This is a genomic window from Leclercia sp. G3L (genome assembly GCF_021117075.1).
GTDB lineage: Bacteria > Pseudomonadota > Gammaproteobacteria > Enterobacterales > Enterobacteriaceae > Enterobacter > Enterobacter adecarboxylatus_C.
This window is the reverse complement of sequence record NZ_CP088265.1, coordinates 1897652-1911553: the sequence shown is the minus strand read 5'-3', so window position 1 is coordinate 1911553 and position 13902 is coordinate 1897652. Positions and strand designations below refer to the sequence as shown.

At 56.5% G+C, this 13902-nt stretch carries 13 protein-coding genes and 1 pseudogene; 7 read left to right on the top strand and 7 right to left on the bottom strand.

All coding sequences use genetic code 11. The features are described from left to right. Positions 1-33 precede the first annotated feature (33 nt). On the bottom strand, positions 34-1623 hold the full coding sequence (locus LRS40_RS10610; protein ID WP_231313662.1) for an ABC transporter substrate-binding protein: 1590 nt from the start codon (positions 1621-1623) through the stop codon (positions 34-36). A gap of 256 nt (positions 1624-1879) precedes the next feature. Between LRS40_RS10610 and yghU the strand changes: the two genes are divergently transcribed. Beyond that, complete coding sequence (gene yghU, locus LRS40_RS10605; protein WP_142487082.1) at positions 1880-2749, top strand: glutathione-dependent disulfide-bond oxidoreductase; 870 nt, start codon at positions 1880-1882, stop codon at positions 2747-2749. Positions 2750-2833: 84 nt separating this feature from the next. Here yghU and LRS40_RS10600 read toward each other — a convergent pair whose 3' ends face one another. Both LRS40_RS10600 and LRS40_RS10595 read right to left on the bottom strand, forming a co-directional pair. Then, entirely contained in the window at positions 2834-3517 is a 684-nt protein-coding gene (locus tag LRS40_RS10600; RefSeq protein WP_231313661.1) for a molybdate ABC transporter substrate-binding protein, read from the bottom strand. Continuing rightward, a complete protein-coding gene (locus LRS40_RS10595; RefSeq protein WP_231313660.1) occupies positions 3517-4569 on the bottom strand; it encodes an ABC transporter substrate-binding protein in 1053 nt (350 codons plus the stop codon). The genes LRS40_RS10600 and LRS40_RS10595 overlap by 1 nt, the downstream gene beginning before the upstream one ends. Positions 4570-4736: 167 nt before the next feature. Here LRS40_RS10595 and LRS40_RS10590 point away from each other — a divergent pair, with 167 nt between their 5' ends. Together LRS40_RS10590 and fucR are read left to right on the top strand one after the other, a co-directional pair. Then, a complete protein-coding gene (locus LRS40_RS10590; RefSeq protein WP_231313659.1) occupies positions 4737-5720 on the top strand; it encodes a sensor domain-containing diguanylate cyclase in 984 nt (327 codons plus the stop codon). Continuing rightward, positions 5717-6433, top strand: a complete 717-nt coding sequence (fucR, locus tag LRS40_RS10585) for an L-fucose operon activator (RefSeq protein WP_142487086.1) — start codon at positions 5717-5719, stop codon at positions 6431-6433. Before LRS40_RS10590 ends, fucR begins: the two co-directional genes overlap by 4 nt. Here fucR and LRS40_RS10580 read toward each other — a convergent pair. Together LRS40_RS10580 and yghX are read right to left on the bottom strand one after the other, a co-directional pair. Next, positions 6430-7977, bottom strand: a complete 1548-nt coding sequence (locus tag LRS40_RS10580; RefSeq protein WP_156264631.1) for a methyl-accepting chemotaxis protein — start codon at positions 7975-7977, stop codon at positions 6430-6432. The genes fucR and LRS40_RS10580 overlap by 4 nt on opposite strands. Positions 7978-8347: 370 nt before the next feature. Beyond that, positions 8348-9235 (bottom strand): YghX family hydrolase, encoded by an 888-nt coding sequence (gene yghX / locus LRS40_RS10575; protein WP_156264632.1) that lies wholly within the window; start codon positions 9233-9235, stop codon positions 8348-8350. A gap of 82 nt (positions 9236-9317) precedes the next feature. On the opposite strand from yghX, the gene LRS40_RS10570 reads away from it, so the two are divergent. After that, the gene (locus LRS40_RS10570) at positions 9318-10358 is read left to right on the top strand and encodes an aldo/keto reductase (protein ID WP_231313658.1); all 1041 of its coding nucleotides are present in this window, start codon (positions 9318-9320) and stop codon (positions 10356-10358) included. A 46-nt stretch (positions 10359-10404) separates the two neighbouring features. On the opposite strand, the gene LRS40_RS10565 is transcribed toward LRS40_RS10570, so the two are convergent. Both LRS40_RS10565 and LRS40_RS10560 read right to left on the bottom strand, forming a co-directional pair. Continuing rightward, positions 10405-10893 (bottom strand): TIGR00645 family protein, encoded by a 489-nt coding sequence (locus LRS40_RS10565; protein WP_103822854.1) that lies wholly within the window; start codon positions 10891-10893, stop codon positions 10405-10407. Between the two features lie 81 nt (positions 10894-10974). Further along, positions 10975-11478: an ESA_00282 family adhesion-associated protein gene (locus LRS40_RS10560; protein ID WP_142487090.1), complete on the bottom strand. Its 504-nt coding sequence runs from the start codon at positions 11476-11478 to the stop codon at positions 10975-10977. A 105-nt stretch (positions 11479-11583) separates the two neighbouring features. Between LRS40_RS10560 and LRS40_RS10555 the strand changes: the two genes are divergently transcribed. From LRS40_RS10555 to LRS40_RS10545, 3 genes and pseudogenes are all read left to right on the top strand, one after another. Next, positions 11584-11988 carry a hypothetical protein gene (locus tag LRS40_RS10555; RefSeq protein ID WP_142487091.1) on the top strand — a complete coding sequence of 135 codons (405 nt, stop codon included), beginning with the start codon at positions 11584-11586 and terminating at the stop codon, positions 11986-11988. Then, complete coding sequence (locus LRS40_RS10550; protein WP_142487092.1) at positions 11981-12433, top strand: cytoplasmic protein; 453 nt, start codon at positions 11981-11983, stop codon at positions 12431-12433. Before LRS40_RS10555 ends, LRS40_RS10550 begins: the two co-directional genes overlap by 8 nt. 214 nt (positions 12434-12647) lie before the next feature. Beyond that, positions 12648-13855: pseudogene (locus LRS40_RS10545) on the top strand (IS3 family transposase). The last annotated feature ends 47 nt before the right edge of the window (positions 13856-13902 follow it).

Sequence of the window (13902 nt, the reverse complement as noted above, 5' to 3'; positions counted from 1 at the left end):
ACAACGCCCCGATCGATTGACCGGGGCGACAGCTTATTTTTGGTAGATTTTTGACAGATCCTGGAACAGATACACCGGCTTCGGCTCCGCTTCTTTGGTGCCGCCAAAGCGTTTATCCACGGCCACGGTGGCGTTGGTGTAGGAGATTGGGTAGTAGGTCATGTCGTTAGCCACGGTCTGCTGGATCTGCTTGTAGATCTCAGCGCGTTTGCCAGCGTCAGTTTCTACAGCACCTTTATCCCACAGGGCATCGAACTGCGGGTTCTTGTAGTGGGCGTAGTTGTAGGCTTCGTTGCTCATGAACAGCGATTTGTAGCCATCCGGCTCGGCACCCATGATGTAGCCGCCGAGGTTCAGCTCCCAGGCGGTATTGTTCATGTCGAGGCTGCGCTGGGACATGGCGTTGGAGTTGAGCGGCATCAGCTCCACGTTCACGCCAATGCCCTTCAGCGCCTGCTGAATGTAGAGCGCCTGGCTCTCCTGGGTTTTGTTGGTATTCACATAGGCCAGACGCAGCTTGAGGTCTGCCGGGGCGCCTGAGGCTTTCAACAAATCTTTGGCTTTTTGCTGATCGAACTTGTACTGCTCCACGTCGTCAGTCTGGTACAGCGTATCCGGGGTCAGGAACGAGGTTGCCGGTCTGGCGTAGTCCAGCGAGGTGAACGCGGTCTGGGTCAGTTCGTCCTTATTGATGGCATACGCGATGGCCTGGCGCAGCTCCTTGCTCTTCATCACCGGCACGTTCTGGTTGAAGGTCATGTAGGCCAGACGCCCTTCCGGGTAGACCACGAAATCAAACTTGCCGGTATTCTTCAGACGCGACACATCCTGCGGATCGACCATCTTGAGGTTGATCTCGCCGTTTTGCAGCGCGAGGTTGGCGGAGTTGCTGTCTTTGGCGAAACGGTAGGTCACGGAGTCGAGCTTCGCTTTGCCGTTCCAGTAGTCGTCAAAACGGGTCAGGGCGTAATACTGCCCGGCGCGGTACTCCTTAAATTTGAACGGCCCGGAACCCACCGGCGCATCGTTTTTGCTGCTCTTTTCCAGATCCGCTTCATGAGCAAACACGTGCTGCGGGATCGGGTAGATCTGCACCAGGGTGCCGGTAAAGGCAGCGCTCACCTGCGGCAGGGTGAACTTAACGGTGCGATCGTCGACCTTGCTCACCGCCACCGGCTTGCCGCCGTAGGTGAACATGCTGCGGAAGAAGCTGTGCTGCTTCTCCTCCAGCAGTTTGTTGAAGGTGAACACCACGTCATCGGCAGTCAGCGGTTGGCCATCCTGCCACTTCAGATTGGGTTTTAAGGTCAGGGTATAGCTGAGGTTATCGGCGGATGGCGTCAGGCTTTCGGCCAGACCCCATTCGATTTTGCCATCGTTAAAGCTGTAGAGCGGGGCATAGAGCGCCTGCATGATGGTCAGGGTGGTACGGTCGCTGGCATACAGCGGGTTAACGGCCAGCGGGTCGCCGGAGGTGATGCCGATAATCAGTGAACCGCCCTCTTTCGGCGCATCGCTTTTGGCAGCCGGGGCCGACGCAGTCTCTTTATTTTTGGCATCATCACAGCCCGCGGCAACCAGCGCCAGCGCGACCAGAACAGCAGATACTAATGGCTTACGCATATCTCACTAACTCCTTGCCTTGAAAGTTTTTTTAACTGCTAATTTTTATTTTTCACAGATATCTGTTTGCGCATCATATTCAGCTTTAAGCCCTTACGCATTAACAATGAAAATGCCGTTTTTGATTAAGCTTATGCGGAATTTATATATATAAGCGCCAGAAGGAATAGTGCATATGCTTATGCGCTCACTTCGTTAAACCGTTCACGTAATGCCTGCTAAACTGCCTCAACACATCCCAAAAAGGCAGATCAACATGTCCGACAACAACTACCAGCCAGCGAAAGTCTGGGAATGGAAGCAGAACCCCAACGGCGGCGCGTTCGCCAGCATCAACCGTCCGATCTCGGGCGCCACGCATGACAAAGCGTTGCCGGTCGGTTCGCATCCGCTGCAGCTTTACTCCCTGGGCACGCCGAACGGCCAGAAGGTGACGATCCTGCTGGAAGAGCTGCTGGCGCTGGGCGTCACCGGTGCAGAGTATGATGCCTGGCTGATCCGCATTGGCGAGGGGGATCAGTTCTCCAGCGGCTTTGTTGAGGTCAACCCGAACTCCAAAATTCCGGCCCTGCGCGACCACTCCACCACGCCGCCCACCCGCGTGTTCGAATCCGGCAATATCCTGCTCTATCTGGCGGAGAAGTTCGGTCACTTCCTGCCAAAAGATCCGGCGGGCCGGGTAGAAACCCTGAACTGGCTGTTCTGGCTGCAGGGCGCCGCCCCGTTCCTCGGCGGCGGGTTTGGTCACTTCTATCACTACGCGCCGGTGAAAATTGAGTACGCGATCGACCGCTTCACCATGGAAGCCAAACGCCTGTTCGACGTGCTGGATAAACAGCTGGCGCGCGGCCGCTACGTGGCGGGGGAAGAGTACAGCATCGCGGATATCGCCATCTGGCCGTGGTTCGGCAGCGTGGCGCTCGGCCAGGTCTATGGCGCGGCGGAGTTCCTCGACGCAGAGAGCTACAAGAACGTCCAGCGCTGGGCGAAAGATGTCGCCAGCCGTCCGGCGGTGAAGCGCGGGCGTATCGTCAACCGCACTAACGGCGAGCTGAACGAGCAGCTGCATGAGCGTCATGCGGCGAGCGATTTTGATACCAATACCGAAGACAAACGTCAGGGTTAATGCGCTGACCCATTGCCCGGCGGCGCTGCGCTTGCCGGGCCTACGAACCTGTAGGCCGGGTAAGCGCAGCGCTACCCGGCAGAATTACGCACCGAAACCCGCCTGGAGCAGGATCGCTTTTGCCTTGTCTGACTCTAAAAAATCCGCCAGCCGTTGCCCCTGCGCCGTCATCACCGCGCAGGCATATTCTGCACGTGGGTTAATGGGTGCCGGGATGTCGATAACCGTCAGCCCGGCTATCTCGCGCAATGTGGCCGCGTAGCTGGCGTAACCGATAAAGACCTCCGCCTGCCCGCTCTGGATAATCCACTCTGCTGCCAGCTTGCCCGCCGGAACGGGGGCCGATCCTCGCCCCCCCACCAGGGCCATCGCCCGTCTCTTCACCGCCCCGCCAGCGCCCCCCATCCGGGTAAAGAGCGTCTGCGTGTAATCCCCTGACGGATCGGCGCCCGCCGTCGAGGTGGCAACACGTAAATCAGCCCGGGTCAGCACCGAGCGCCAGTCATCGCCCTCGCGCAGCACCTCACTGCGCACGGTCAGACAGAGCCTGTTGCTGGCGAACGACGCCACGTATTGCGCCCGTCCGGCAGCCAGCAGCGACTGCGGGTGGGCAAGATTGGCCGAGGCAAAGAGATCGCAGGCCTCCCCCAATTCAATACGTTCCCGTAACAGCCCAGCCGGGCCGAACCGTGTTTCAACCGGTTCCGGAAAGTGGGCCAGTAATTGCGGCCATACCCTGCGCAGGCTGCCTGCCGCCAGCACGCGCATCAGTCGATCCCCTGCCAGGTGGTGCGATAGAAGCGCTGATACCAGTCGTTGGCCACTTTGCGCATATCCACGTCCTTAAACTTCTCCGGGTAGAGCTTTTTCGCCATCCACAGCTCGCCGATGCCCATCGCCTCCGGCATCGGGTAGCCCCAGGCTTTGGCGTAGTCCGGCATCAGGTAGACGCGCTGATTTTTCACCGCGTCAATGGTCTGCCACTGCGCGCCGGTTTTGATTTCGTTGACCACGGACGGGTACCGGTCCTGGACGAAAATCACCTGCGGGTTCCAGGCGATCACCTGCTCCATTGCCACGGTTTTGAAGCCCTGAATGGTCGCCGCCGCCACGTTAACCGCCCCCGCATGCGCCATCATCAGCCCGGTGTATTTCCCGGCGCCGTAGGTGGTCAGTTCCGGGTTAGCCATGTAGGCGCGAACGCGTTTTTCCGCCGGAATATCTTTCAGACGATCGCTGACCATCCTGCGGCCCCGATCGGTGGCGTCAATCAGCGCTTTCGCTTCGGGCTGCTTGTTAACAATCTCGCCGATCAAGGTAATCCCTTCGCGCAGCCCGAGATCGTAAGCCTGCTCTTCATCGGCCATCGTGGGGTTCATTTTCGCTTTTTCACCCGCGGCATCGTGACGCAGAGAAATGGCGACCACCGGAATACCGAGGCTGGCTATCTTGTTGATCATCTCCTGCGGCGCGTAGTTGGTGACAAACACCACATCTGGCTTCAGGGCCACCAGCTTCTCCGGGTCGACGTGGGTCAAATCGCCCAGGGTCGTTTTCTGGTTCAGCTCGGGGGCCAGACGCGCATAGCCGTCGCCCAGCTGCTGTTTCCAGTTCGCCATCACCCCGACGATTTTGTCGCTGGCGTTCATTTGCACCAGCAGGTTCAGGGTCTGATGCTGAAGCACCACCACGCGGTCAACCTCATCGGGGATCGTCACGGTGCGTCCAGTCTGGTCGGTGATCGTGCGGGAGGCCTGAGAAGAGAGGGGCAGTAAAGCCGCTACGCCCAGGGTTAAAGCTTGCCAAAATTGCTGTTTCATCATGTCCTCGCATTCGCTATATACAACATTATACAGCGATGCGGTTATGCCGTCGTGCCTTCTTCAGGGGTAACAGGCCTTAACGCAAACCTCCCTCTTTTTTCAACAGCATATTTACAACCATCCGGTAAACTGGCATCAATAATTTCTTTCTTCAGATTATTCGCATGTCAGAAAAGGCGCTGGAACATCAGATTCAGATTCTCAAAAAGCACAACGCCCGGCTTGCCAGGCTGGCGCGTGACGCCCGCAACAAGCTCAGCGCTGCGCTCGACGGGACGGGTCTCTGTTTATGGCAGCTTGATGTTCCGACCGGGAAGCTGATTATCTATAACCGCCGCTGGGGCTCCATGCTGGGCTATCAGCCCAAGGAGCTGAGCGCGCAGTTTGAGATCTGGCGTGAGCATCTGCACCCCGATGACAGGCAGAACGTGCTTGATGCGTTCTACGATCATCTGCACGGCAAAACCCCATTCTACGAAGCACTGCACCGGATGCAGCACAAAAACGGCACTGTCACCTGGGTGCTGGATCGCGGCCGCGTCACCGAATGGGATGAGCAGGGGAACCCCCTGAAGGTGACCGGCACGCACATCGACATGACTAAAGAGAAGCAGTACGAGGAGCAGCTTGCCCAGCTGGCGAACCACGATCCGCTCACCGGCCTTGCCAACCGCCATGCGCTGCTCACGCACTTCGCGCAGCTCAAAGCCCAGGGGCCGCTGTGCATTGCTTTTATCGATCTGGATGATTTTAAAACGGTGAACGACACCTTCGGTCACCGCAGCGGCGATGAGCTATTGATCCAGCTCAGCCAGCGTCTGCGCGACACCTGCCCGCCGGGCGCTGTGGTCGGGCGTCTGGGTGGGGACGAGTTTGTCCTGCTGCTGCCCTTCCCGCTCGCCAGTCTGCTGGTAAACAGCACCGCACACCTCTGCCTGAATGCGGCCCTGACGCCGTTCGAGCTGGATAACGGCCAGGCGCAGGTGGGGGCCTCGGTGGGGATCGATGAGGTGCAGGAGCAGGATGATTTCGTCGATGCATTGCGCCGCGCCGATCGCTCGATGTACCAGATCAAGCACACCGGCAAGAATGGCGTGGCGATTGGCCAGACGCTAATCTCTGTCTCCCGAACCGGAACGCAGTCATGAAAAGCACCCGTCATCAGGACCTTATCCGCCTGCTGGCGGCGTCCGACTGGCTGACCACAGACGCCCTTGCCGCGGAGCTTAGGGTCAGCAAAGAGACGATTCGCCGGGATCTGAAACAGCTTCAGCAGCAGGGCAAGATTGTTCGCCATCACGGGCGAGCGCGGGCCATTCACCCGGACCACCGCGACGGCGGCGAACCCTTTGGCGCGCGGCTGAAAAGCCATTACGCCGACAAAGCCGACATTGCCCGTCACGCCCTGGACTGGGTCACCGACGGGATGACTCTGGCCCTGGACGCCAGCTCAACCTGTTTTCATCTGGCACGGCAGCTGCCGGATATCGCCCTGACGGTGTTTACCAACAGCCTGCCCATCTGCCTTGAGCTGGCGAAGCGCGAACGCATCACTCTGATCTGCTCGGGCGGAACGCTGGAGCGGAAATATCGCTGCTATGTGAACCCGGCTCTGGTGACGCAGCTGAAGGCCCTGGAGATCGACCTGTTTATTTTCTCGTGCGAGGGGGTGGATGAGCAGGGTGTGATGTGGGATCCCACCCCGCACAGCGCGGGTTTTAAGTCGCAGCTTCTCAGTCGTGCCAGCCAGTCGCTGCTGTTAATCGACAAAAGCAAGTTTCAGCGGTCCAGTGAAGTGAAAATTGGTCACCTTTCACAGGTGACCCAATTGATCAGCGACGTGCAGCCCGGCCGCCGCTAGCTCGCCAGGCGGAACTTCTGCACCGAGCGTTGCAGCTCCTCGGTCTGACGCTCCAGCGCGGAGGCCGCGGCCGACACCTGCTCCACCAGCGAGGCGTTCTGCTGGGTCACGCCATCCATCTGGGTAATTGCCACGCCCACCTGTGAAATGCCTTTACTCTGCTCTTCCGAGGCGGCGGCAATCTGCTTCATGATGGTGGTCACGCCGGTAATATCACGCATCACCGCCTCCATGGTGGTGCCGGTATCGTTCACCAGTCGGGCGCCCTCCTCCACCCGGGAGACGGAATCGGTAATCAGCCCTTCGATCTCTTTTGCCGCACTGGCGCTGCGGCTGGCGAGATTACGTACCTCGCCCGCTACCACTGCAAAACCACGCCCCTGCTCACCCGCGCGCGCCGCTTCTACCGCTGCGTTGAGGGCCAGAATATTGGTCTGGAAGGCAATGCTGTTGATGACGCTGGTGATCTCCGCGATTTTCTTCGAGCTGACGGAGATGCCGGTCATGGTGTTGACCACGTTATCCACCAGCGCCCCGCCGCGGCTGGCGGTGAGAGAGGCCAGATCCGCCAGCTCGCTGGCCTGACGGGCATTGTCGGCGTTCAGCTTCACCGTGGCGGTGAGCTGCTCCATGCTGGCCGCCGTCTCTTCCAGCGCCGCCGCCTGCTCTTCGGTACGCGACGAGAGATCGTTATTGCCGCTGGAGATCTCCGTGGCGCCGCGCCAGATATTCTCGCTACCGCTGCGGATGGTGCTGACCGCTTCGCGCAGGCTGTCCTGCATCGCCGTCAGCAGCGGCACCAGCTGGCCCACGCAGTTACGGCCAAAGGGGGCGATCGGCTGGCTGAGATCGCCCTGGGCAATCTGACGAAAGTGGTGGCGGAGCTGATCCAGAGGTTTCACCAGCATGGCGACCAGGTAGCGATCGGCGAACAGCAGGATCAGCAGACCGATGATGGTCGCGGTGACGATCACCGTCCGGGTGAAGCTGGTCAGGCCGTCCACCGTCACGCGGGTACTGTCGAGAATGCTGTCGGCGGCTTTATTGAATTTTCCGGCACTGTCGCCAAAGGCCCGGCTCAGCGGTGGGGTGACGTTATTCGCCTGCTGGCGATAAGCATCAACGTTGCCCTGCTGCGCGAACTGCATCTGGGGCTTTACGCCGTTCTCCAGCAGCGCCTGCCAGCTGGCGATCACTTGGGATGAGATCTGCGCATCCATCGGCCCCGGCGACATGGCTTTCATCTCCTCGAGCTTGTTGCTCATGGTGTCCAGCGCCTGCTGGACGGAGGTGAGATCCGCCGTACCGCCCGCCGCCTGCACGTCCATCGCCCGGCTCAAACGGGTGACGAAGCGGAAGTACTGATCGTTGCCTTGGCTGAGCACCGTCATCTGTTTGACCAGCTGCCGATCGACCTCATTGCCATCGGCAACGCGGGACAGTGCCCAGGAGCCGTACAGCCCAACGCCCGCCCACATTAAACAGAAAATCCCCAGAATCGTCAGCATGACGAACCGGATCGTGAAATTACGAAACACTTGCATATTTATTTCCTTGCCATGAGGGAGATATCGCCCGGAGGCGAGTATTACCCTCGTTATCGGCAATAAAATGCGAAGCGGTACTTTTATTGGCTAATTTTATAAAACTTTTTATTTCTGTTTAATAAGTGTGGAAATTAAGATGCGGCATCGGTGGTATTACCCCTTAAAATAACCTGCCTTTATATTTCATAAAGTTGCAAATATAAAGCATCTATTCCACCTTTACCCGCATAATGATTAAGGGATGAGTGGCATTGCATTTCAGCCATCTGACGGTAATAAAAATGTCATAAAGCAAAAAGACTATTGTCGGGCGAAATAAATAATGCGGACCCGGCAGTGGGATGCCTGCCGGGCATTTTCAGGCAGGTTAACTCAAATATTTCTCAAACCATCCCAGGGTTCTTTTCCAGGCTAATTCCGCGGCGGGCTCGTCGTAACGCGGGGTAGAATCATTGTGGAATCCGTGGTTTACGCCAGGATAGATCCAGGCTTCATATACCTTGCCGTTAGATTTAAGCGCGGCTTCATAAGCAGGCCAGCCCTCGTTAACATTCTTGTCGAGTTCGGCGTAATGCAGCAGGAGCGGAGCCTTGATTTTGGCAACATCCGCCGCTGGGGGCTGGCGGCCATAGAAAGGCACCGCGCAGGCCAGTTCCGGCCAGGCGACCGCCGCGGCATTAGAGACCCCACCGCCATAGCAGAAACCGGTGATCCCTACCTTGCCCGTGGCGTCCGGGTGTTTTTCCATAAACCCGACGGCGGCAAAGAAGTCGTTCATCAACTTCGTTGGATCAACCTTCTGTTGCAGGACCTTCCCTTCTTCATCGTTACCGGGATAACCGCCCACCGAGCTTAAGCCATCCGGCGCCAGCGCGATGTACCCCGCTTTCGCCACCCGACGCGCCACATCCTCAATGTAGGGATTAAGACCGCGGTTTTCGTGCACCACCACCACCGCCGGGACTTTACCGGTGGCTTTAGCCGGTTTCACCAGATAGCCGCGCACCTGGCCATGACCGTCCGGCGAGGGATAGGTAATGTACTCGGGCAAAATGTCGGGATCGGTGAACTTCACCTGCTCTGCGAGGGCGTAATTGGGCTTGAGCATATTGAACAGCGCCAGCGCCGTGACGCCGCCGACAGCATAGCGGGCAGCCAGATTGAGGAACTCACGTTTGTTGATTTTGCCGTGAGCGTAATAATCGTAGTAGTCGAGCAATTCCTGAGGAAAGTCTTTGGCGGTCATACGCGTCATCGCATATCTCCATGAATTGTGAACGAACAAAGGATAGAATAGAAACGCTGTTTCGAAAATCAATCATCAGAAAGGAGACATCATGCCCTGGAACGCCTCCCCGAACCGCTACGAGACCATGCAGTACCGTTACTGTGGAAAAAGCGGCCTGCGCTTACCCGCCCTGTCACTCGGCCTGTGGCACAGCTTCGGCCACGTCCACGCCCTCGATTCACAGCGCGCTCTGCTGCGAAAAGCCTTTGACTGCGGCATTACTCACTTCGATCTCGCCAATAACTATGGCCCACCGCCGGGCAGCGCGGAGGAAAATTTTGGCCGCCTGCTGCGCGATGATTTCGCGGCGTATCGCGATGAACTGATTATCTCCACCAAAGCAGGCTATGACATGTGGCCGGGCCCGCACGGTGCGGGCGGCTCGCGCAAGTATCTGCTCGCCAGTCTCGACCAGAGCCTGAAGCGGATGGGCCTGGACTACGTCGATATCTTCTACTCGCACCGGGTGGATGAGAACACGCCGATGGAAGAGACGGCCTCTGCGCTGGCGCAGGCGGTACAGAGCGGTAAGGCGCTGTACGTCGGCATCTCCTCCTATTCACCGGAACGCACCCAGAAAATGGCGGAGCTGCTGCGCGAGTGGAAAATCCCGCTGCTTATCCATCAGCCCTCTTATAACCTGCTCAACCGCTGGGTGGACAAGAGCGGCCTGCTGGATATCCTGGCGGCTAACGGCACCGGCTGTATCGCCTTTACGCCGCTGGCGCAGGGGCTGCTGACCGGGAAGTACCTCAACGGCATTCCTGACGGCTCCCGTATGCAGCGCGAAGGTAAAAAAGCGCGCGGCCTGACCGAGAATATGCTCACCGACGCTAACCTCAACAGCCTGCGTTTGTTGAATGAGATGGCGCAGGAACGCGGTCAGACGATGGCGCAGATGGCCCTGAGCTGGCTGCTGAAGGATGAGCGCGTGACGTCAGTGCTGATTGGCGCCAGCCGGACGGAGCAGCTGGAGGAGAACGTGCAGGCGCTGAATAATCTGCACTTTAGCGAGGATGAGTTGCAGCGGATTGATCGGCACGTGGCCGACGGGCAGCTGAATCTGTGGCAGGCGTCATCAGATAAATAGTGTTTGCCTCTCTCCCCGTCGGGGAGAGAGGATCCCGGCCGCGTATTTACTTGCGGCTCAGCTTATCCAGATATCCCATCACAAACGCCGACAGCACAAACGTCAGGTGGATAATCACGTACCACATCAGCTTGTTATCCGGGATGTTCTTGGCATCCATAAACACCCGCAGCAGATGGATCGACGAGATGGCCACAATCGAGGCGGCCACTTTGTTTTTCAGCGACGAGGCGTCCATTTTACCCAGCCAGCTCAGCTTCTCTTTATCAGAGGAGATATCCAGCTGCGAGACGAAATTTTCGTAGCCTGAGAACATCACCATCACCAGCAGGCCGCCTACCAGGGTCATATCCACCAGCGACAGCAGAAGCAGGATCAGGTCGGATTCTGCGACACTGAATATATGCGGCAGGACGTGAAAAATTTCCTGGAAGAATTTAATACAGAGGGCCACCAGCGCCAGCGAGAGGCCAAAATAGACCGGGGCCAGCAGCCAGCGGGAGGCGTACATTGCGTTTTCAAAGAAGCGTTCCATAGAGTCCTGTCTGCAAACGAAACCAGCGCGCAGTATATCGCAACGGGGTAAAGTGTTTGCAACAACTAAACAACAACGCCCCTATACCTGCTCCGGCTTAACGACAGGACGTTGATATTCCGGCCAAACCAGTACGACCAGCGATGGATAGGCCTCAAGGCTGAACTCACGAAAACACTGGCTCAGGTTCATTACCTCCAGATCGGAATGCGACACTTTCTCACCATTCAGGCAGCGCTTCTTGATATTGTCGTAATATTTGTAGACCGCCGAGTTAAGATCGCTGCAACGACGCTGCGCCTCAAACAAGTCAGGAATGCTATTTATTTCCACCATATTCATTCGTTTAATTGTGGCATGGAGGAAATCAATATATTCATGATTAACACGCCAGTACCAAACCGGCGTAATCGCATTCATTAACACCGAAAAATGGTCTTCGCCCTCTTCTTTTGACATCCGTTCTGGCTGGGCAGAGGCGTGCGCGTTCTCCGCTTCGCTACTTTTATTGAACTCGCGCATCAATAAAAGAACTACGGCAGTAAGCAATAACAAAGTAATGACAGTATAAAAAATGCTGTTCATATAGGCAGGCTCCATTTTTTTTGATTTTAAATTTGCCTCATGTTATTGTCAACGAATCTCACACTCCAGACAACCCTACCCTGTTGAAATTAAAGGAAATATAAAATGTTGCCCGACAATCTGGTCCCGGCTAAGTTTCACATTTCTTCCGTGGAACCGAAACCACCAGAAGCAGAAAGCAATGCAAATTTCACTAAGGGGAAAAGAACACTCGCAGATTATGCGCCCGATATATTAATTGGTGTTACCCGTACCGGTAACTCCCGCAATATGTTGCTCGAAGAGCACGACCGCCATATAAAGGACCGGTTATTCCGGGTAGTTAAAATCGAGGTCTTCGCCCGTTTGCTCAATGACCTGCAAGCGGAGGGGGAAATAGACGCGCAAGCACTAAGTCAAATATTGACGGAAAAAACCGATGAGATAAACGAAGCCGGTAATGACATCTGGCTGAATCTAATTACTTGCGAAAAAAACACGCCCATTTTTTATAAGCTAGGGGATGAATAACGTGAAGGATGTTGATAACAACAACGTTTATTTAGCTTTAGATGATAAAAAGAGCGATGAATTTATCTTAGAGCAAAACCTGGCTGCACTTAAAGAGATTAAAAATGCGGAAATACAACGCATTGCGAAAGAGCTGCTCTCCATTCCCGCCGGTCTGGTGCGTCTGAAATGGCAAAACCGTCGTGAAATTTACCCTTTGCAGGTTAAAGAAGAGATCTACGGCGCGACAATAAACGCCATTATGCAGCAGCGACCAGACTTAAAAGATAAAATACTGGCCCGCCTGGAAACCAATTATCAGTATTTGCGGGCACGTGAAACCGCCACCCTGCGTGTTACCCGTAAGCTGGCCGATCAGGGCTATCGCACATCCAGCGTGACCACAGTCGCACTGAATGAAGACGTGCTGGCCGCGAAAGCCGACATCCCTCCGCAAAAGCCGTAAACCCCGCCAGTTCGTACCGCCTCGCCCGTTGCTGATTTAAGGATTATCCTGAATGATCCTCACTTCCTGGTTGATTCTCCTAAGCTTAAAGCCTGACTAACCACTCAAGGAGAACCTCAATGGTGATGTAGCCCCCTGAAACACCAGACAGTAGCTGTATCTCCAGATAAGAGATAGGCTTGAATATATGTCTAACACTAACGCCAATTTTGAGATGACCGGGATCCTGTTAGGACAAGAAGTCCGTAAACGTAAAACTCCTCAGGAGAAGATCGCCATTATCCAGCAGACGATGGAGCCGGGCATGAATGTCTCCCATGTCGCCCGCCTGCATGGCATCCAGCCCAGCCTGCTGTTTAAGTGGAAGAAGCAATATCAGGAAGGCAGCCTCACCGCCGTTGCGGCCGGAGAAGAAGTTGTTCCAGCTTCTGAGCTTACTGCTGCTCTGAAGCAGGTCCGGGAGCTTCAGCGCCTGCTGGGCAAGAAGACGATGGAAGTTGAGATCCTGAAAGAAGCCGTGGAGTACGCTCAGTCGCGAAAATGGATAGCGCACGCGCCCTTGTTGCCAAAGGACGGGGAATAGCCCTGGTCAGCCGCACCATGGGCGTGTCGCGTGCGCAGCTGTCACTGCGAATTAACCGTTCTGCCGACTGGCAGGGACAGGCGCTGTAACCGGCGTGATGACGAAGCAGACGCTGAAATACTGTCAGAGATCCTCGATATCATCAGCGATATGCCCAGTTACGGCTATCGCCGTGTGTGGGGCATCCTGCGTACGCAACGTCGTACAGAGGGACTGCCCCCGTGAACGCCAAACGGCTTTACCGGCTTATGAGCGAGCATAATCTGCTGTTACTGCATGACAAACCAGAGCGGTCGAAGCGTGAACATAAGGGCAAAATCGCGGTGGCAGAAAGCGATATGCGCTGGTGTTCAGATGGCTTCGAGTTCGGCTGCGACAACGGTGAGAAGCTGCGGGTCACGTTCGCGCTGGACTGCTGCGACAGAGAAGCCATAGACTGGGCAGCGAGCACAGGAGGCTACGACAGTTCGACGGTGCAGGATGTGATGCTGAGGTCGGTGGAAAAGCGCTTCGGCGACGGGCTGCCGACCACACCGGTTCAATGGCTGACGGATAACGGTTCAGCATATACCGCGCATGAAACGCGGAGGTTCGCCAGAGAGCTGAATCTGGAGCCGTGTACAACAGCGGTGAGCAGCCCGCAGAGCAATGGCATGGCCGAACGGTTCGTGAAGACGATGAAGGAAGACTATATCGCGTTCATGGCAAAACCAGATGTGAGAACAGCCCTGCGAAACCTTGCAGCAGCGTTCACACATTACAATGAAAACCACCCGCACAGCGCGCTGGGATATCACTCCCCGAGGGAATATCGGCGGCAGCGGACATCGTTAACTTAAGATACAAAAGCTGTCCGGAGATGGCGGGTCAAGATCAAGGAGAACCT

Excerpts from the sequence above, each read along its gene's own strand:
- LRS40_RS10550 (WP_142487092.1), top strand. The coding sequence starts at position 11,981 with ATGAATAACGTGAAGGATGTTGATAACAACAACGTTTATTTAGCTTTA.
- fucR (WP_142487086.1), top strand. The coding sequence starts at position 5,717 with ATGAAAAGCACCCGTCATCAGGACCTTATCCGCCTGCTGGCGGCGTCC.
- LRS40_RS10600 (WP_231313661.1), bottom strand. The coding sequence starts at position 3,517 with ATGCGCGTGCTGGCGGCAGGCAGCCTGCGCAGGGTATGGCCGCAATTA.
- LRS40_RS10590 (WP_231313659.1), top strand. The coding sequence starts at position 4,737 with ATGTCAGAAAAGGCGCTGGAACATCAGATTCAGATTCTCAAAAAGCAC.
- LRS40_RS10580 (WP_156264631.1), bottom strand. The coding sequence starts at position 7,977 with ATGCAAGTGTTTCGTAATTTCACGATCCGGTTCGTCATGCTGACGATT.
- LRS40_RS10610 (WP_231313662.1), bottom strand. The coding sequence starts at position 1,623 with ATGCGTAAGCCATTAGTATCTGCTGTTCTGGTCGCGCTGGCGCTGGTT.
- LRS40_RS10565 (WP_103822854.1), bottom strand. The coding sequence starts at position 10,893 with ATGGAACGCTTCTTTGAAAACGCAATGTACGCCTCCCGCTGGCTGCTG.
- LRS40_RS10595 (WP_231313660.1), bottom strand. The coding sequence starts at position 4,569 with ATGAAACAGCAATTTTGGCAAGCTTTAACCCTGGGCGTAGCGGCTTTA.
- LRS40_RS10560 (WP_142487090.1), bottom strand. The coding sequence starts at position 11,478 with ATGAACAGCATTTTTTATACTGTCATTACTTTGTTATTGCTTACTGCC.
- LRS40_RS10555 (WP_142487091.1), top strand. The coding sequence starts at position 11,584 with ATGTTGCCCGACAATCTGGTCCCGGCTAAGTTTCACATTTCTTCCGTG.
- yghU (WP_142487082.1), top strand. The coding sequence starts at position 1,880 with ATGTCCGACAACAACTACCAGCCAGCGAAAGTCTGGGAATGGAAGCAG.
- yghX (WP_156264632.1), bottom strand. The coding sequence starts at position 9,235 with ATGACGCGTATGACCGCCAAAGACTTTCCTCAGGAATTGCTCGACTAC.
- LRS40_RS10570 (WP_231313658.1), top strand. The coding sequence starts at position 9,318 with ATGCCCTGGAACGCCTCCCCGAACCGCTACGAGACCATGCAGTACCGT.